Here is a 17,604-nt window from a genome sequence, read left to right on the forward strand (position 1 = left end):
CAGTACGATCGTACTGTTAGACTATTTCCTGCCACCTCGCAGCGAACCGCACAACGGCCTGGCATCCTCTCAATTGGCGCGTTGTGCAGCAGCCCTGCAGATGGCGCGACCCGCCGGCTCAGCCCAGCTGGCGGAAGACTTATCGACGAGCGGAGCTGACGTGAGCACCAGCATTGATTCCTTTGGAGCGCGCGGAACACTGGAGGTTGGAGACAAGTCCTACGAGATCTTCCGCCTCAACAAGGTTCCCGGCACCGAAAAACTGCCCTACGCCCTCAAGGTCCTCGCGGAGAACCTCCTGCGTACCGAGGACGGGGCCAACATCACCAAGGAGCACATCGACGCGCTCGCTAGCTGGGACCCCAGCGCGCAGCCGAGCGTCGAGATCCAGTTCACCCCTGCCCGCGTGATCATGCAGGACTTCACCGGCGTGCCCTGCGTCGTTGACCTCGCCACCATGCGCGAGGCCGTGACCGCCCTCGGTGGCGATCCTGACAAGGTCAACCCGCTCTCCCCCGCCGAGATGGTCATCGACCACTCCGTCATCCTCGACGTCTTCGGCCGCGCCGACGCGTTCGAGCGCAACGTGGAGCTCGAGTATGAGCGCAACGGCGAGCGCTACCAGTTCCTGCGCTGGGGACAGGGCGCGTTCGACGACTTCAAGGTCGTCCCGCCCGGCACCGGCATCGTGCACCAGGTCAACATCGAGTACCTCGCCCGGACCGTGATGGTCCGCAACGGCCAGGCGTACCCCGACACCTGCGTCGGCACCGACTCGCACACCACCATGGTCAATGGCCTCGGCGTGCTCGGCTGGGGCGTCGGCGGCATCGAGGCCGAGGCGGCCATGCTCGGCCAGCCCGTCTCGATGCTCATCCCCCGCGTGGTCGGCTTCAAGCTGAGCGGCGAGATCCACCCCGGCGTCACCGCCACCGATGTCGTGCTTACCGTGACCGACATGCTGCGCCAGCACGGCGTGGTCGGCAAGTTCGTCGAGTTCTACGGCCAGGGCGTCGCCCAGGTGCCGCTCGCCAACCGCGCGACGCTGGGCAACATGAGCCCCGAGTTCGGCTCCACCGCGGCGATCTTCCCGATCGACGAGGAGACCATCAACTACCTGCGCATGACCGGTCGCGATGACGACCAGCTCGCTCTCGTCGAGGCCTACGCCAAGGAACAGGGCATGTGGCACGACGCGGACCGCGAGCCGGAGTACTCCGAGTACCTCGAGCTCGATCTCAGCACCGTCGTCCCGTCCATCGCCGGACCGAAGCGCCCGCAGGACCGCATCGCGCTCACCGACGCGAAGACCGCGTTCCGCAAGGACACCCACAACTACACCACCGACGGCGACCACGTGGCCGACGCCACCCCGCACACCGACCTCGACGAGGCAATCGAGGAGTCCTTCCCCGCCTCCGACCCGGCCGTCCTGTCCTACGCCGATGACGGCGCGGCGAGCGTTGACTCCGCCGCCAACGGGTCCCATGGCCGCCCGTCCAAGCCGGTGACCATCAAGTCCGACGAGCTCGGCGAGTTCGTGCTCGACCATGGGGCCGTCGCCGTAGCGGGCATCACCTCCTGCACCAACACCTCCAACCCGTCGGTGATGATCGGGGCGGCGCTGCTCGCCCGCAACGCCGTGGAGAAGGGCCTCACCTCGAAGCCCTGGGTGAAGACCAACATGGCCCCCGGCTCGCAGGTCGTTTCCGACTACTACGAGAAGGCCGGCCTGTGGCCGTACCTCGAGAAGCTCGGCTTCCACCTCGGCGGCTACGGCTGCACCACCTGCATCGGCAACACCGGCCCGCTGCCGGAGGAGATCTCGAAGGCGGTCAACGACAACGACCTCACCGTCACCGCGGTGCTGTCGGGCAACCGCAACTTCGAGGGCCGCATCTCGCCCGACGTGAAGATGAACTACCTGGCCTCGCCGCCGCTGGTCATCGCCTACGCCCTCGCCGGCACGATGGACTTCGACTTCGAGACCGATTCCCTCGGCAAGGACACCGACGGCAACGACGTCTTCCTGAAGGACATCTGGCCCGCCCCGCAGGAGATCGACGACACCATCAAGTTCGCGATCAACAAGGAGATGTTCGTCAACTCCTATGCTGACGTGTTCAAGGGCGACGAGCGCTGGCGCAACCTGCCCACCCCGGAGGGCAACACCTTCGAGTGGGGCGAGAACTCCACCTACGTGCGCAAGGCCCCGTACTTCGACGGCATGACGATGGAGACCACCCCGGTCTCCGACATCACCGGCGCCCGCGTGCTCGCCCTGCTCGGCGACTCGGTCACCACCGACCACATCTCCCCCGCTGGCCCGATCAAGCCGGGCACCCCGGCGGCGCAGTACCTCGACGGCCACGGCGTCGCGCGCAAGGACTACAACTCCCTCGGCTCGCGCCGTGGCAACCACGAGGTGATGATCCGCGGCACCTTCGCCAACATCCGCCTCAAGAACCAGCTCCTCGACGATGTCTCCGGTGGCTACACCCGCGACTTCACCCAGGAGGGCGGCCCGCAGGCGTTCATCTACGACGCGTCGATGAACTACCAGAAGGCTGGCGTTCCCCTCGTCGTCATCGGCGGCAAGGAGTACGGCTCGGGCTCCTCGCGCGACTGGGCGGCCAAGGGTACCCGCCTGCTGGGCGTCAAGGCGGTCATCGTCGAGTCGTTCGAGCGCATCCACCGCTCCAACCTCATCGGCATGGGTGTCATCCCGCTGCAGTTCCCCGAGGGCGAGAACGCCAAGTCCCTCGGCCTCGACGGCACCGAGACGTTCGACATCTCCGGCATCGAGGAGCTGAACAACGGCACCACCCCGCGGACCGTGCACGTCACCGCCACCAAGGAAAGCGGTGACAAGGTCGAGTTCGACGCGGTCGTGCGCATCGATACCCCCGGCGAGGCGGACTACTACCGCAACGGCGGCATCCTGCAGTACGTGCTGCGCAACATGATCAAGAACTAGCAGGTCCCGGTCCCCGCAGCAGCCAAGGGCCCGGGCAACCGATCAGCGCATCGGTTCGTCCCGGGCCCTTCGCGGCCCCACCGCGACGATCGAAGGGCTAGTAGTCGTGCCCAGAGTCAGTGAAGTCCACCTTGCTGCCCGGCGGGCCCAGATCCTCGACGGTGCCCGCCAGTGCTTCGCCAAGTTCGGCTACGAGGGCGCCACCGTCCGCAGGCTCGAGGAGACCACCGGGCTATCCCGTGGTGCGATATTCCATCACTTCCGCGACAAGGACGCCCTGTTCCTCGCGCTCGCGCACGAGGATTCCCAGCGCATGGCCGATACGGCCGCGGAGCAGGGGCTCGTGCAAGTAATGCGCAACCTGCTGACCCATCCGGAGGAGTTCGACTGGCTCGGCACGCGCCTCGAGATCACGCGCCGCCTGCGCACCGACCCCGATTTCCGCCTCGAGTGGTCCAAGCAGGCCGCCGAGCTCACCGAAGCGGCCACGCAGCGGCTCGAGCGGCAGCGCGCCAAGGGCCGCATCCGGGATGACATCCCGACGGCGGTCCTGCTGCACTATCTCGACCTCGTGCTCGATGGCCTCGTCGCGCATGTCGCCTCGGGCCAGGCGACCACGCATCTTGATGCGGTGCTCGATCTCGTCGAGGATTCCGTCCGCCGCAAGCCCTCGGGCGGCCAGGTGGTGGACTAGGCGGTGCGCTTGCGTCGGTTGGCGCCGCCGCGCCCGCGAAGCGGCACATCCGATTCCACGAGCATCTTGTGGACGAAGCCATAGCTGCGCCCCAGCGATTCCGCGAGCGACCGGATGCTCGCCCCGGACTCGTAGCGCTCACGGATCTCCGAACGGATCACATCCCGCGATTCCCCAGTAATCCGCGCCCCCTTGCTGATCCCCGCTGATGCTGCCATCTCCTCAACCGCCATTGAGCTCGGCACCGTGCGGTTCACCCGCATACACGCAGGTAAATCACTGATAAATCTCAGCGTAGACAATCGCGGGTCAACTATCCACAGGCATGATCACACCACCTGCCCGCCAGCACGATTGGCCACCGGCCACAGTGGCAGCGACCGGGCGGCCAGCCTCCCCAACGAGGTCAGGCCAGCCACGTCAGGCCAGCGAGATCAGCTCCAGGTACTCCTCGGACCAATGATCCTCCGCGCCATCCGGAAGCATGATCACCCGCTCGGGATTCAGCGCCTCCGCCGCGCCCGGATCATGTGTCACCAGCACCACCGCGCCCTCATAGGTGCGCAGTGCATCGAGAACCTGCTCGCGCGAGACAGGATCCAGGTTATTCGTGGGCTCATCGAGAAGCAGCACGTTCGCCGCCGAGGACACCAGCCCCGCCAGCGCCAGGCGCGTCTTCTCGCCACCGGACAACGTGCCCGCTGGCTGCTCGAGCTGCGGCCCGGTGAACATGAAGGCACCCAGCAGGCTGCGCAGCTCCTGCTCCCCCGCGTCCGGCGAGGCATGGCGGATGTTGTCCCACACCGAGGCAGCATCGTCGAGCGTGTCATGCTCCTGCGCGAAGTAGCCCCGCTTCAGGCCCCGCCCGGGCTCGATCACTCCGGTGTCCGGTGTCTCCACTCCAGCAAGAATGCGCAGCAAAGTGGTCTTGCCCGCGCCGTTGAGACCCAGGATCACCACGCGGCTGCCCTTGTCGATCGCGCAATCCACGCCCGTGAACACCTCGAGCGAGCCGTAGGACTTCGACACCCCCGTCGCGAGGAGCGGGGTGCGCCCGCACGACGCCGGCGACGGGAACTTGATGCGCGCCACCTTGTCGGCCACGCGCTCGTCGTCGAGCTCCGCCATCATCCGGTCCGCGCGGCGCATCATGTTCTTCGCCGCGGCCGCCTTCGTGGCCTTCGCGCCGAGCTTGTCCGCCTGGACCTTCAACGCGGCTACCTTCTTCTCCGCATTGGCCCGCTCCCGGCGACGCCGTGCCTCGTCGGTCGCGCGCGCGTCGAGGTAGCGCTTCCAGGTCATGTTGTACACATCAGCCTCGCCGCGCACCGCGTCGAGGAACCACACCTTGTTCACCACATCATCGAGCAGATCCACATCGTGGGAGATCACGATGAGCCCGCCATCATGGTTCTGCAGGAAGCCCCGTAGCCAGGTGATCGAGTCCGCATCGAGGTGGTTGGTCGGCTCATCGAGAAGCAACGTCGTGCCGGACTTGCCGCCCGCGCCATCCGAGGCGGAGAACAGGATCCGCGCGAGCTCCACGCGCCGCCGCTGGCCGCCCGACAACGTCCGCAAGGGCTGCTCGAGGATGCGATCCTCCAGGCCCAGCGCGTTGCAGATCCGCGCCGCCTCGCTCTCCGCCGCGTAGCCACCCAACGAGGAGAACCGATCCTCCAGGTTGCCGTACTTGCGGATGGCCTTGTCGCGCTCAGCGACGTCGCCCAGCTCCGCCATCTGCACCTGCAGCTTCTCCATCCTCGCAAGCAGCGCGTCGAGCCCCCGCGCGGAGAGAACCCGGTTCTTCGCCAGCACGTCGAGGTCGCCCTCGCGCGGATCCTGCGGCAGGTAGCCCACCTCGCTGGAGCGCGACACCGTCCCCGCGTACGGCTCGCCCTCACCGGCGAGGATCCGCAGCGTGGTCGTCTTGCCCGCGCCGTTGCGCCCCACGAGACCGATGCGATCACCCGGCTGGACCCGCAACGCCGGGCCAGGCGCGCTCAGCAAGGTGCGCACACCGGCCCGGACCTCCAGATCAGAAGCGGTAATCACATGAACTCCAAACAGCTCGACAACAAGACCACAGGCAGCGTGACCATCGCCAGGCCCCCGCGCCCGCGCGGCGCGCGATCAGCAAGTACCTGCCCCTCGGTGCAAGCGCGGATGGACCAGCATGGCCCGCAGGCCGCCATCGGACGCGCGGCACGCACCGTCTCCTCAGGGGCCGGGCCAGAGCGGCCAGCACCCTTCAGGGGCTCCGGCGGAACCGGGCCTGCATCGCGGAACACCACGCGGCAAGCCCGTGCGACATCAACCCATGACTCTACCGGTTCGCGCGTTCTCGCGCGATGTCACGATAACCACACGTCACGGCGACGAGCACGACTCGGGCAGGCCGCCGATTGCCAGGCAACGCGCCCGCACCGCTACGGTGGTGGGATGACCACTCTCGATCTCGCTGGCCGCACCGCACTCATCACGGGCGCGAGCCGGGGCATCGGCAAGGCCATCGCCGCCGAGCTGCTCCGCCGCGGCGCCAACGTCGCCATCACCGCGCGCAAGCCCGGGCCGCTCGAGGAAACCGCCCACGAGCTCGCCGAGCACGCTGGCCAGGCGGGGGTCGTCGCGTTCCCCAGCAACACCGGGGACCTCGAATCACGGCACGGCGTGGTCGCCGCCACCCTCGACCGCTTCGGCAGCCTCGACATCCTGGTCAACAACACCGGCATCAACCCGGTCTATGGCTCCCTCATCGATGCCGACCTCGCTGCGGTCTCGAAGATCTTCGACGTCAACGTCGTCGCGGCCCTCGGGTTCGTCCAGGAGGCCCACGCCGCATGGATGGGCGAGCACGGGGGGTCGATCCTGAACATCGCCAGCGTCGCGGGCCTGCGCTCCACAGGCGTCATCTCCGCGTACGGCGCGTCCAAGGCCGCGCTGATCCGCCTCACCGAGGAACTCGCCTGGCAGCTCGGCCCCTCGATCCGCGTCAACGCGATCGCGCCCGGAGTGGTCAAGACCCAGTTCGCCGAGGCCCTCTACGCGGCCGGGGAGGACAAGGCCGCCGCCGGCTACCCGCTCAAGAGGCTGGGCACCCCCGAGGACATCGCCCGCGCCGCCGCATTCCTGCTCTCCGATGACGCCTCCTGGATCACCGGCGAGACACTGCGCGTCGACGGTGGCCTCCTCGCCACCGGCGGGCTCTAGCACGCTGTCGCGCCGGTGAACCGCACGTGATCGCCGACCTCCTCGTCGCCGGGCTGGGCCCCGCCGGCCGAGCCCTCGCGCACCGCGCCACGATCGCTGGGCTGTCCGTGGTGGCCATCGATCGCAATCCTGATCGCATATGGACGGCGACGTACGGGGCATGGCTCGACGAGCTACCACCGTGGCTGCCGCGGGAGACGATCGCGGCGCGCGCGGTGCGGCCCGTCGCCTGGGGGCATCGGCAGCACACCATCGACCGGACCTACGCGGTGCTCGATACGCCCGCGATCCAGCGGCATTTTTCGCTCGACGCGGCCTCGGTCATCCCGGCGTCGATCCACCAGCTCGATCCCCGGGGGGCCAGGCTTGGAAGGGGCCAGCAGGTGCGCGCGCGGGTGGTGGTGGACGCGCGCGGCATCCCCCGCTCCCCCCTTTCCGCGGAGCAAACCGCCTACGGCGCAGTCGTTCCCGCCGCGACCGCCCGGCCCGTGCTCGACGGCGCGTCGGCGCTGTTCATGGATTGGCGCGCGCCCCGGCACGAAGCGACGAGGATTCCGTCGTTCCTCTATGCGGTGCCCCTGGGCAGCGATCGCTGGTTGCTCGAGGAGACGTGCTTGGCGGGGCGGCCCGCACTCGGCCTCGGGGAGCTGCGCCAGCGCCTCCACGACAGGCTCGCCGGGCATGGCATCGAACTCGACGGAACGGAACCCACCGAGAGGGTGCGGTTTCCCCTGCATCCGCCCCGCGGCCTCGTCCCGGCCGGGATTGTCGGCTTCGGCGCGCGCGGCGGCCTCGGTCACCCCGCGACCGGCTACAGCGTGGCAGAGAGCATGCGGGCGGCCGATGTGGTGGCCGCAGCGGTGCTCCAGGGAGCCGATCCCTCGCCAGCGCTGCATCCGTGGCGCGCCCGGGCCGTCTCGGCGTTGCGCTCGAAGGGGCTCGCCAGCCTTCTCGCGCTGCCCCCGAGCGAGGTGGCGGGGTTCTTCGACGCATTCTTCGAGCTGCCTGCCGCGCAGCAGCGCGCGTACCTCTCCGGCCGCGACGATCTCGCAGGGCTGACCACGGCCATGACGGCACTGTTCGCGCGAGTTCCGCGTAGCACGCGGGCCCGGCTCGCATCGTCGGTGCTGGGCCGCTAGGCGCGATGGGTTTGGTTGGTGCGCGATGGGTGGCGGGCGGTGCGCGGCGGGGTGGCGGGCGGTGCGCGGCGGCCGGGCGGGCGGTGCGCGGCGGCCAAGAGCACCGGATACTGTCAAATGCGATAGAAGCCGCGCTGGTTCTGCGGCCGCTTCTATCGCGTTTGCGGCTCCTTGGGTTCGAGGGCTGCGCCTCGACAGCTGAGTCTCAAAGGGGCCGACGCTCGGGCGGCGAGGCGACGCGAGTGGAAACTTCTCCCCTCAGGGCGGGAAAAGTTTCCACCACCGCGGCCGAGGGCGCACCACCAGCGCGGCCGGGCGCACCACCAGCGCAGCCGGGCGCACCACCACCGCGGCCGAGGGCGCGCGCAGGCTGGGCCGCGCTAGACGGTGAAGCCCAGCGCTAGACGGTGAAACCCAGCGCCCGCAGTTGCTCGCGGCCATCCTCGGTGATCTTCTCCGGCCCCCACGGCGGCATCCACACCCAGTTGATCTTGAGCTCCTCGACGAGTCCGCTCTTGATGAGCGCGGACCGGGATTGCTCCTCGATCACATCGGTGAGCGGGCAGGCCGCAGAGGTGAGGGTCATGTCGAGGGTCGCGACGTTCTCCTCGTCGACAGTGATGCCGTAGACGAGGCCGAGGTCGACGACGTTGATGCCCAGCTCGGGGTCCACGACATCGCGCATCGCCTCCTCGAGGTCGGCGAGGAATGCCTCGTCGGCGACGTTTTCCGGCGTCGCGGTGGCCGGAGCCTCATCGGTGGCTATCTCATCGGCGGTGGTGGGGGTGTCGTTCTCGCTCATGCGTGCTGTTCCTTGGTCGAAGCGGTGTCATCTATGCGAACAACGGCGTCCTTGAATGCCATCCATCCGAGCAACGCGCACTTCACGCGGGCCGGGTACTTGGCCACGCCGACGAAGGCGATGCCATCGCCGAGCAGGTCCTCGTCGCCTTCCACGGCGCCGCGGCTGCCGATCATCTCCTGGTAGGCATCGACGATGCGCATCGCTTCGCCGATCGGCTTGCCGATGAGCTGGTCGGTGAGCACGGACGTGGAGGCCTGGCTGATCGAGCAGCCCTGCCCGTCGTAGGAGATGTCAGCGACGATGCCGTCCTCGAGGTGGACGCGCAGGGTTATCTCGTCGCCGCAGGTGGGATTGACGTGGTGCACCTCGGCGCCGTAGGGCTCGCGAAGCCCGCGATGGTGCGGATGCTTGTAGTGGTCCAGGATGACTTCCTGGTACATCTGCTCGAGCCTCATGGTGTTGTCCCGAAGAAGTCCTGGGCCCGACGGATCGAGGCCGCGAGTGCCTGCACCTCGTCGAGCGTGTTGTACAGGTAGAAGGAGGCGCGGGCGGTCGCGGCGATGCCGTAGCGCTGGTGCAGCGGCCAGGCGCAGTGGTGACCGACCCGGACGGCGACACCATCGTCGTCAAGCACCTGGCCGAGGTCGTGGGCATGGATCCCGTCCACGAGGAAAGACACTGCCGCGCCGCGGCGCGTGGCCTCGAGCGGGCCCACGATCCGTACGCCATCGATGGCGCGGAGCGCGTCGAGTGCCGCGGCAGTGAGCTGGTGCTCGTGCGCGGAGATCGCGTCCATGCCGATCCGGTCGAGGTACTCGACCGCCGCGCCGAGGCCCACGACCTGCGAGGTCATCGGCACGCCTGCCTCGAAGCGCTGCGGTGGCGGAGCATAGGTGCTGGCCTCCATGCGGACCATCTCGATCATCGAGCCACCGGTGATGAAGGGAGGCATGATGTCGAGCAGCGCGGCCTTGCCATAGAGCACGCCCACGCCGGAGGGCCCGAGCATCTTGTGGCCGGAGAACGCGGCGAGGTCCACGTCGAGGCGGGGGAAGTCCACGGCCATGTGGGGCACCGATTGGCAGGCGTCGAGCACGACGAGCGCGCCCACCGAGCGTGCGCGGGCCACGAGCTCCTCCACCGGGCTGATCGCGCCGGTGACGTTCGACTGGTGCGTGAACGCCACGACCTTCGTGCGCTCGGTCAGCTCGAGCGAGTCGAGATCGATGCGCCCATCATCGGTGACGCCATACCAGCGCAGGGTCGCGCCCGTGCGGCGGCACAGCTCCTGCCACGGCACCAGGTTCGCGTGGTGCTCGAGCTCGGTGATGACGATCTCGTCGCCCTCGCCCACGGCATGCGGGAACCGATCATCCCCGCGCACATGCGTGACGAGGTTGAGCGCCTCGGTGGCGTTCTTGGTGAAGACGATCTCGTTGTCGCGCGCGCCGACGAATCCCGCGATGAGGGCGCGGGCCCGCTCGTAGGCGTCGGTGGCCTCCTCGGCTAGCTGGTGCGCGCCGCGATGCACCGCCGCGTTGGAGGTGGTGAGGAACTCACGCTCCGCGTCGAGCACCTGCAGCGGGCGCTGCGAGGTCGCCCCGGAATCGAGGTAGGCGAGCGGCTTCCCATCCCGCACCGTGCGGTGCAGGATGGGGAAGTCCGCGCGGATGGCGGCGACATCGAGCGCCGCGGATCGCACCGCCGATGCCGTCATGGTCAGACCGCCGCTCGAGTGAAGCGCTCGTATCCGTCCCGCTCGAGCTCGTCGGCGAGCTCGCCGCCGCCGGACTCCACGATCTTGCCGGCCGCGAAGACGTGCACGAAGTCCGGCTTCACGTAGCGGAGGATGCGCGAGTAGTGGGTGATCAGCAGGACGCCGCCATTCTCGCGCTCCTTGTAGCGGTTGACGCCCTCGGACACCACGCGCAGCGCGTCGACGTCGAGGCCGGAGTCCGTCTCGTCGAGGATGGCGATCTTGGGCTTGAGCAGGCCGAGCTGGAGGATCTCGTGGCGCTTCTTCTCGCCGCCGGAGAAGCCCTCGTTGACCGAGCGCTCCGCGAAGGCCTTGTCGATGTCGAGCTCGCTCATCGATTCCTTGACCTCTTTGACCCAGTGGCGCAGCTTGGGGGCCTCGCCGCGGATCGCGGTGGCGGCGGTGCGCAGGAAGTTCGACATGGAAACTCCCGGCACCTCCACGGGGTACTGCATCGCGAGGAAGAGCCCGGCGCGGGCCCGCTCGTCGACGCCCATCTCGAGGACATCCTGGCCATCGAGGGTGATGCTGCCTTGGGTGACGGTGTACTTGGGGTGCCCGGCGATCGCGTAGGACAGGGTGGACTTGCCCGAGCCGTTGGGTCCCATGATGGCGTGCGTCTCGCCCGACTTGATCGTCAGGTTCACGCCGTTGAGGATCTTGATGGGCTCGGCCTCGCCGGTGTTGATCTCTACGTGGAGATCACGGATTTCCAGAGTCGACATGTGTTTCCTTCTTGCGCTGAATGAGTTCTTGGGCGGGCGTCAGGCACCGACGGCCGCGAGCTCGGCCTCGATGGCGGCGTCGATGCGCTCGCGCAGCTCCGGGATGGTGATGCGGTTGATGAGCTCGTGGAAGAAGCCCCGAACGACGAGGCGCCGGGCCTGGTCCTCCGGGATCCCGCGGGAGAGCAGGTAGAACAGTTGCTCGTCGTCGAACCGCCCGGTGGCGCTGGCATGGCCGGCGCCCAGGATCTCGCCGGTCTCGATCTCGAGGTTCGGCACCGAGTCGGCGCGTGCGCCATCCGTGAGGATGAGGCTGCGGTTGAGCTCGAACGTGTCGGTCCCCTCGGCGGCGGCGCGGATGAGCACGTCGCCGATCCACACGGTGTGCGCATCGCCCTTGCCCAGTGCGGGATCGCCCTGCAGCGCGCCCTTGTACACGACGTTGGACTTGCAGTGCGGCACGGCGTGGTCCACGAGCAGGCGATGCTCGATGTGCTGGCCGGCATCGGCGAAGTACAGGCCGAGCAGCTCGGCATCGCCGCCGGGTCCGTCGTAGCGGATGTTGCTCGTCACGCGGGAGAGGTCGCCGCCGAGGCTCACCGCGAAGTGGCGCAGCTCGGCGTCGCGGCCGACGCGGAGGTGCTCGGTGCGGACATGCACGGCGTCCTCGGCCCAGTCCTGCACCGTCACGACGGACAGCTTGGCGCTCTCGGCGACGATGATCTCGACATTGTCGGCGATGACGCCGCTGCCATGATGGTCGAGCACGAGGGTGGCACGGGCGAACGGCTCGACGCGGATCTGGAAGTGCGCGAACGCGGTCTTGCCCGAGCCGGGACCATTGATGGTGATCGTCACGGGGTCAGGGAGCTCTTGCTCCTTGCCGACGGTGACGATCGTGGCCTCGGTGAACGACGAGTAGGCCTGCGCTGCGATCCGGTCGGCGGGCGTTCCAGCCTCGCCGAGCCGTGGATCATCGCGTCCCACCGTTTCCACGGTAATGCCCTCGATGCCGGTGACATCGACGCCGACGTGTCCGTCAGCGGTGGCCGCAGCGGATCCATCATGCAGGCCGCGGAGGCGGCGCAGCGGTGTGAAGCGCCAGATCTCGTCGCGGCCCGAGGGGATCTCGAAGGCGTTGACATCGAACGAGGCGAAGAGCTCGCCCTTGTTGACCGCGGGGGTCACGGGCGCGGCCTCGCGGTTCTCCCCAGCGATAGCGCCCCGGACCCCAGCGGCTCCGGCACCAGCGGGTGTACTGGCAGTCACTAGCCCACGGCCCCTTCCATTTGCAGTTCGATCAGTCGGTTGAGCTCGAGCGCGTACTCCATGGGGAGCTCCTTCGCGATGGGCTCGACGAAGCCGCGCACGATCAGCGCCATGGCCTCGTCCTCGTCCAGGCCGCGGCTCATGAGGTAGAACAGCTGGTCCTCGCTGACCTTCGACACCGTTGCCTCGTGGCCCATCGTGACGTCGTCCTCACGGATATCGACGTACGGATAGGTGTCCGAGCGGCTGATCGTATCGACGAGCAGCGCATCGCACTTGACCGTGGAGCGAGAGCCATAAGCGCCCTTGGCGACCTGCACAAGGCCGCGATAGGAGGCACGACCGCCACCACGCGCGACGGACTTGCTGATGATCGTCGACGACGTGTGCGGCGCGAGGTGCAGCATCTTCGCGCCCGTGTCCTGGTGCTGGCCCTCGCCCGCGAACGCGACCGAGAGGACCTCGCCCTTGGCGTGCTCGCCGGTCATCCACACGGCCGGGTACTTCATGGTGACCTTGGAGCCGATATTGCCATCGATCCACTCCATGGTCGCGCCCTCCTCGGCCTTGGCGCGCTTGGTGACGAGGTTGTAGACGTTGTTCGACCAGTTCTGGATGGTGGTGTAGCGGCAGCGGCCGCCCTTCTTCACCACGATCTCGACCACGGCGGAGTGCAGCGAGTCGGTCTTGTAGATCGGCGCGGTGCAGCCCTCGACGTAGTGCACGTAGGCACCCTCGTCAACGATGATCAGCGTCCGCTCGAACTGGCCCATGTTCTCGGTGTTGATGCGGAAGTAGGCCTGCAGCGGGATATCGACGTGCACGCCCGGCGGCACGTAGATGAACGAGCCGCCCGACCACACCGCGGAGTTCAGCGCGGAGAACTTGTTGTCACCGGCGGGGATCACCGAGCCGAAGTACTCGCGGAACAGCTCCGGGTGCTCGCGCAGGCCGGAGTCGGTGTCGAGGAAGATCACGCCCTGCTGCTCGAGGTCCTCGCGGATCTGGTGGTAGACCACCTCGGACTCGTACTGCGCGGCGACGCCGGAGACCAGGCGCTGCTTCTCCGCCTCGGGGATGCCGAGCCGGTCATAGGTGTTCTTGATGTCCTCGGGCAGGTCCTCCCACGAGGCAGCCTGCTGCTCGGTGGAGCGCACGAAGTACTTGATGTTGTCGAAGTGCACGCCGGAGACGTCAGCGCCCCAGCTCGGCATCGGCTTGCGCTCGAAGATCCGCAGCGCCTTCAGTCGCGAGTCGAGCATCCACGCGGGCTCGCTCTTCTTCGACGAGATATCGCGCACGACGTCCTCGGAGAGGCCACGCTTGGCGACGGAGCCTGCATCGTCGCTATCGGACCAACCGTAGTTGTAGTGGCCGAGCGAGGCGATGGTGTCCTCTTGGCTCATCGGTTCCTGGCCAGGCTTCTGCGCGATGGCAGCATCTGGCAGGGCCGACTCGGATGTGACGGTCATGCGTGCTCCTCCCGGAGTCGTTGGGGGCCTGCTGCGGGCTGTGCAGCAGGACTCGACTGGGTCTGGTGTTCTAGCTGGTCCTCGCTGGCCGCGGGCGCCCCGGGATCGGTGGCGCGGGCCGGCAAGGGCACGTGGGTCGTGCACGCGCAATCGCCGTTGGCGATCGTAGCGAGCCGCTGGACGTGTGTGCCCAGCACCTCCGCGAAAACGGCCTGCTCGGCCTCGCAGAGCTCGGGGAACTCTGCCGCGACGTGCGAGACGGGGCAATGGTGCTGGCAGATCTGCACGCCGGAGCCGACTCGTCGCGTCGATGCCGCGTAGCCAGCCGCCGTCAGCGCCTCGGCGATGCGCCCGGCCGTGTCCTCCACGGCTCCGGCGCCGCCGTCGTGGCTGATCGAGCCAATGATCGAGCGAACCCGATGATCGGCGAACCGCTCGATGACCTCATTGCCGCCGACCGCGCGAAGCTCGCGCATCGCGGCGGTGGCTAGATCATCGTAGGCGTGGGAGAGGCGTTCCCGGCCCGCGGCGGAGAGCATGTACTGCTTGGCGGGCCTGCCACGCCCGCGTTGCTGGTAGCGAGTAGTGGCAGCGACCTCGGCATCGCCGTTCTCGAGCAGCACGTCGAGGTGCCGACGGACTCCCGCGGCACTGAGGCCGAGGGTGCTGCCGATTGCTGGCGCCGCGATGGGCCCCTGCTCGAGCAGCAGCCTGACGACCTCGGCTCGGGTGCGGCTCTCGTGCGCGAAACCGCCGGAAGGCACCACGGCATTCGTGGCGCTGCCCGCGCCACGTTCCTGCCCTGGTACTGCTCCCATTGTTTTCACAACACTAGTGTGACGGAATTCGATCAAGCCGTCTACCCAGGGCACCCTTAGCATGCCGCGGCCGCCCACGGCCGGGGCGATGCCCAGTAGGCTGCCATACTGTGCCGGCGAAAACACCCGCGCCCCGCGACAACTCCACCACGCCGCCCGTGCCCCCGCCGCGGCGACCAGGCCGTGCGCGCCTCGCGGACCGTCTCGCCCACCTCCACGGCGACGAGGCGCCCCGGCCCTTGCTCGACGCCGCCGAGAACGCCCAGTTCCGTGCCGTCCGCCGCTTCGGCGCCGCGGGCGCGATCCTCATGGCCATCGCCGCCCTTGGCGCCGGGGCGCAGCCAGTCCTGCAGAACCCCATTACCGGCCTCCGAGTCCTCGGGCTGCCCGCCCGCATGCCTGCCGTGGCGCTGACCCTCGGCATCACCGGAACCGTCATGGTCATGCTGGCCTGGCTGATGCTCGGTCGGTTCGTCATCGGCAACTTCGTCACCCACGACGCACCCCGTCGGCTCTCCCGCCCCCAGCTCGACCACACCTTGCTGCTGTGGATCGCGCCACTGCTGGTCGCCCCGCCCATGTTCAGCCGGGACGTCTACTCCTATCTCGCGCAGAGCGAGATCGCCGCGCGCGGCCTCGACCCCTACGCGCTCGGCCCCGCCCAGGCGCTCGGCGTCGACCACGTGCTCGCCCGCACCGTGCCCAACATCTGGCGCGCGACCCCCGCCCCCTACGGCCCGCTCTTCCTATGGATGGGCGAGGGCATCGCCTCCATCACCGGCTACAACATCGTCGCTGGGATCCTGCTGCACCGCGCGCTCGCCGTCGCCGGGGTCCTCATGATCATCTGGGCCCTGCCCCGGCTCGCCCGCCGCTGCGGCGTCGATCCCGTGATCGCCCTCTGGCTCGGGGCCGCCAACCCCCTGCTGATCTTCCATCTCGTCGCCGGGGTCCATAACGAGGCCCTGATGATCGGCATGATGGTCGTCGGCGTCGAGGTCGCCCTCAAGGCGATCGAGGGCACGGCGCCACTGCGAGGCCGCGCGCTGCTCCTGCTGCTCGCTGGCTGCATGATCATCGTGCTGTCCGCCACCATCAAGATTCCCTCCATCCTCGCCCTCGGCTTCGTCGGCATGGCCCTCGCCCGGCGCTGGGGACGCGGGTTCATCTCCATGGCCGCGGCCGCGATGCTGCTCGCCGTCCTCGCGGCCGCAGGGATAGCGGCGGCCTCATTGGCGAGCGGGCTCGGTTTCGGCTGGGTCAATACGCTCGGCACCGCCAACGCCGTGCGCAGCTGGATGTCCATCCCCACCCTGCTGGGGCTAGGCACCGGCCAGGTTGGCGTTCTCCTCGGGCTCGGGGACCACACCACAGCCATCCTCAACGTCACCCGCCCGATCGCCGCGGTCGTCGCCGCGATCATCGTGATCCGGATGCTCTTCGCCACCCACGCGGGCCGCTTGCACCCTGTGGGCGCGCTCGGCGTCTCCCTCGCAGCGATGGTGTTCCTGTTCCCCGTCGTACAGCCGTGGTACCTGCTCTGGGCGCTCATCCCCCTCGCTGCCTGGGCAACGCGCCCGGTCTTCCGCATCCCAGCGATCGCCATATCCGCGATCATCAGCGTCATCCTGATGCCCAACGGCGGAGAGTACGAGCCGTGGGTGATCGTGCAGGCCGTGTTCGGCGTTTTCCTCATCCTCGGAGTGCTCGTCGCCGTGCTGCGCAGGCGCCCGGTCTGGCGCGAAGCGCTGCCCGTTTTCCACAAACCCGCCCCGAGCGCCTAACCTGAGACGTCGTGAGCCACCCCGCACCGGAACCCCCAGAACCCGCCGTGACCCTGCGCGGCGCGCGCAAGAGCTTCGGTGCCACCCACGCTGTCAACGATCTCGACCTCACCGTGCCGCGCGGCACCGTGCTCGCGCTGCTCGGGCCGAACGGAGCGGGCAAGACCACCACCGTGGAGATGTGCGAGGGCTTCCTCGCCCCCGATTCCGGCACCGTGCGCGTCCTCGGGCTCGATCCCGTCACCCAGCGAGCCGAGCTCGCGCCCCGCATCGGCGTCATGCTGCAAGGCGGCGGCGCCTACCCCGGTGCGAGGGCCGCCGAGATGCTGCAGCTAGTGGCCCACTACACCCGCAATCCGCTCGACCCGGACTGGTTGCTTGCCACGCTCGGGCTCACTGACGCGGCCCGCACGCCCTACCGCAGGCTCTCCGGCGGGCAGCAACAACGCCTCGCGCTCGCGTGCGCTCTCGTGGGCCGCCCCGAGCTCGTCTTCCTCGACGAGCCCACAGCGGGCCTCGACGCGCAGGCCCGCCGGCTCGTGTGGGAGCTGATCGAGGCCTTGCGCCGCGACGGCGTCACCGTCCTGCTCACCACCCACATGATGGACGAGGCCGAGCACCTCGCCGATCACATCGTCATCATCGACCACGGCCGTGTCATCGATCGCGGAACCCCCCGCGAGCTCACCAGCCGGGGAGCACACGGGCAGCTGCGCTTCACCGCGCCGCCCGGGCTCGACACGCTGCTCCTGCTCGCCGCCCTGCCCGAGGGATACCACTGCCACGAGCCATCCCCCGGCGTCTATCTCGTCGAGGGCGACATCACCCCGCCCATGCTCGCCACCGTCACCGCCTGGTGCGCGCGCATGAACGTGCTCGCGACCAATCTCAGGGTCGAGCAGCGCTCGCTCGAGGATGTCTTCCTCGAGCTCACCGGACGCGAACTGCGAGGCTGACC

Annotated in this window: 15 protein-coding genes; 6 read left to right on the top strand and 9 right to left on the bottom strand. The window is 68.6% G+C overall.

Annotated elements, in window-relative coordinates:
- The first annotated feature begins 160 nt into the window (after positions 1-160).
- Positions 161-2,977 (top strand): aconitate hydratase, encoded by a 2,817-nt coding sequence (locus HT102_RS01830; RefSeq protein ID WP_192037696.1) that lies wholly within the window; start codon positions 161-163, stop codon positions 2,975-2,977.
- A gap of 106 nt (positions 2,978-3,083) precedes the next feature.
- A complete protein-coding gene (locus tag HT102_RS01835) occupies positions 3,084-3,671 on the top strand; it encodes a TetR/AcrR family transcriptional regulator (RefSeq protein WP_192037697.1) in 588 nt (195 codons plus the stop codon).
- On the opposite strand, the gene HT102_RS01840 is transcribed toward HT102_RS01835, so the two are convergent.
- Together HT102_RS01840 and HT102_RS01845 are read right to left on the bottom strand one after the other, a co-directional pair.
- The gene (locus tag HT102_RS01840; protein ID WP_225443055.1) at positions 3,668-3,904 is read right to left on the bottom strand and encodes a helix-turn-helix domain-containing protein; all 237 of its coding nucleotides are present in this window, start codon (positions 3,902-3,904) and stop codon (positions 3,668-3,670) included. The genes HT102_RS01835 and HT102_RS01840 overlap by 4 nt on opposite strands.
- A gap of 187 nt (positions 3,905-4,091) precedes the next feature.
- The gene (locus tag HT102_RS01845; RefSeq protein ID WP_192037698.1) at positions 4,092-5,723 is read right to left on the bottom strand and encodes an ABC-F family ATP-binding cassette domain-containing protein; all 1,632 of its coding nucleotides are present in this window, start codon (positions 5,721-5,723) and stop codon (positions 4,092-4,094) included.
- Positions 5,724-6,110: 387 nt separating this feature from the next.
- Here HT102_RS01845 and HT102_RS01850 point away from each other — a divergent pair, with 387 nt between their 5' ends.
- Together HT102_RS01850 and HT102_RS01855 are read left to right on the top strand one after the other, a co-directional pair.
- Positions 6,111-6,878, top strand: coding sequence for an SDR family oxidoreductase (locus tag HT102_RS01850; RefSeq protein WP_192037699.1), 768 nt, complete (start codon positions 6,111-6,113; stop codon positions 6,876-6,878).
- A 26-nt stretch (positions 6,879-6,904) separates the two neighbouring features.
- Positions 6,905-8,017: a lycopene cyclase family protein gene (locus HT102_RS01855; protein WP_192037700.1), complete on the top strand. Its 1,113-nt coding sequence runs from the start codon at positions 6,905-6,907 to the stop codon at positions 8,015-8,017.
- 400 nt (positions 8,018-8,417) lie between these two features.
- Here the strand turns inward: HT102_RS01855 and HT102_RS01860 are convergent, their stop codons facing one another.
- From HT102_RS01860 to HT102_RS01890, 7 genes are all read right to left on the bottom strand, one after another.
- Entirely contained in the window at positions 8,418-8,819 is a 402-nt protein-coding gene (locus tag HT102_RS01860; RefSeq protein ID WP_192037701.1) for a metal-sulfur cluster assembly factor, read from the bottom strand.
- The gene (gene sufU / locus HT102_RS01865; protein WP_192037702.1) at positions 8,816-9,277 is read right to left on the bottom strand and encodes a Fe-S cluster assembly sulfur transfer protein SufU; all 462 of its coding nucleotides are present in this window, start codon (positions 9,275-9,277) and stop codon (positions 8,816-8,818) included. The genes HT102_RS01860 and sufU overlap by 4 nt, the downstream gene beginning before the upstream one ends.
- Positions 9,274-10,539, bottom strand: coding sequence for a cysteine desulfurase (locus HT102_RS01870; RefSeq protein ID WP_192037703.1), 1,266 nt, complete (start codon positions 10,537-10,539; stop codon positions 9,274-9,276). Before HT102_RS01870 ends, sufU begins: the two co-directional genes overlap by 4 nt.
- Positions 10,540-10,541: 2 nt before the next feature.
- Positions 10,542-11,303, bottom strand: coding sequence for a Fe-S cluster assembly ATPase SufC (sufC, locus tag HT102_RS01875; protein ID WP_192037704.1), 762 nt, complete (start codon positions 11,301-11,303; stop codon positions 10,542-10,544).
- A gap of 39 nt (positions 11,304-11,342) precedes the next feature.
- A complete protein-coding gene (sufD, locus tag HT102_RS01880; protein ID WP_192037705.1) occupies positions 11,343-12,572 on the bottom strand; it encodes a Fe-S cluster assembly protein SufD in 1,230 nt (409 codons plus the stop codon).
- Positions 12,572-13,978: a Fe-S cluster assembly protein SufB gene (sufB, locus tag HT102_RS01885; protein WP_408611293.1), complete on the bottom strand. Its 1,407-nt coding sequence runs from the start codon at positions 13,976-13,978 to the stop codon at positions 12,572-12,574. Before sufB ends, sufD begins: the two co-directional genes overlap by 1 nt.
- Before the next feature lie 62 nt (positions 13,979-14,040).
- Positions 14,041-14,862: a helix-turn-helix transcriptional regulator gene (locus HT102_RS01890; RefSeq protein ID WP_192037707.1), complete on the bottom strand. Its 822-nt coding sequence runs from the start codon at positions 14,860-14,862 to the stop codon at positions 14,041-14,043.
- 158 nt (positions 14,863-15,020) lie between these two features.
- On the opposite strand from HT102_RS01890, the gene mptB reads away from it, so the two are divergent.
- Both mptB and HT102_RS01900 read left to right on the top strand, forming a co-directional pair.
- On the top strand, positions 15,021-16,646 hold the full coding sequence (gene mptB, locus HT102_RS01895) for a polyprenol phosphomannose-dependent alpha 1,6 mannosyltransferase MptB (RefSeq protein ID WP_333473262.1): 1,626 nt from the start codon (positions 15,021-15,023) through the stop codon (positions 16,644-16,646).
- 11 nt (positions 16,647-16,657) lie between these two features.
- Positions 16,658-17,602 carry an ABC transporter ATP-binding protein gene (locus HT102_RS01900; protein ID WP_192037709.1) on the top strand — a complete coding sequence of 315 codons (945 nt, stop codon included), beginning with the start codon at positions 16,658-16,660 and terminating at the stop codon, positions 17,600-17,602.
- Positions 17,603-17,604: the final 2 nt, after the last annotated feature.

Source organism: Lolliginicoccus lacisalsi (assembly GCF_014841105.1).
Classification (GTDB): Bacteria; Actinomycetota; Actinomycetes; order Mycobacteriales; family Mycobacteriaceae; genus Lolliginicoccus; species Lolliginicoccus lacisalsi.

Excerpts from the sequence above, each read along its gene's own strand:
- HT102_RS01840 (WP_225443055.1), bottom strand. The coding sequence starts at position 3,904 with ATGGCGGTTGAGGAGATGGCAGCATCAGCGGGGATCAGCAAGGGGGCG.
- HT102_RS01850 (WP_192037699.1), top strand. The coding sequence starts at position 6,111 with ATGACCACTCTCGATCTCGCTGGCCGCACCGCACTCATCACGGGCGCG.
- HT102_RS01860 (WP_192037701.1), bottom strand. The coding sequence starts at position 8,819 with ATGAGCGAGAACGACACCCCCACCACCGCCGATGAGATAGCCACCGAT.
- sufU (WP_192037702.1), bottom strand. The coding sequence starts at position 9,277 with ATGAGGCTCGAGCAGATGTACCAGGAAGTCATCCTGGACCACTACAAG.
- HT102_RS01870 (WP_192037703.1), bottom strand. The coding sequence starts at position 10,539 with ATGACGGCATCGGCGGTGCGATCCGCGGCGCTCGATGTCGCCGCCATC.
- sufC (WP_192037704.1), bottom strand. The coding sequence starts at position 11,303 with ATGTCGACTCTGGAAATCCGTGATCTCCACGTAGAGATCAACACCGGC.
- sufB (WP_408611293.1), bottom strand. The coding sequence starts at position 13,978 with ATGAGCCAAGAGGACACCATCGCCTCGCTCGGCCACTACAACTACGGT.
- HT102_RS01890 (WP_192037707.1), bottom strand. The coding sequence starts at position 14,862 with ATGGGAGCAGTACCAGGGCAGGAACGTGGCGCGGGCAGCGCCACGAAT.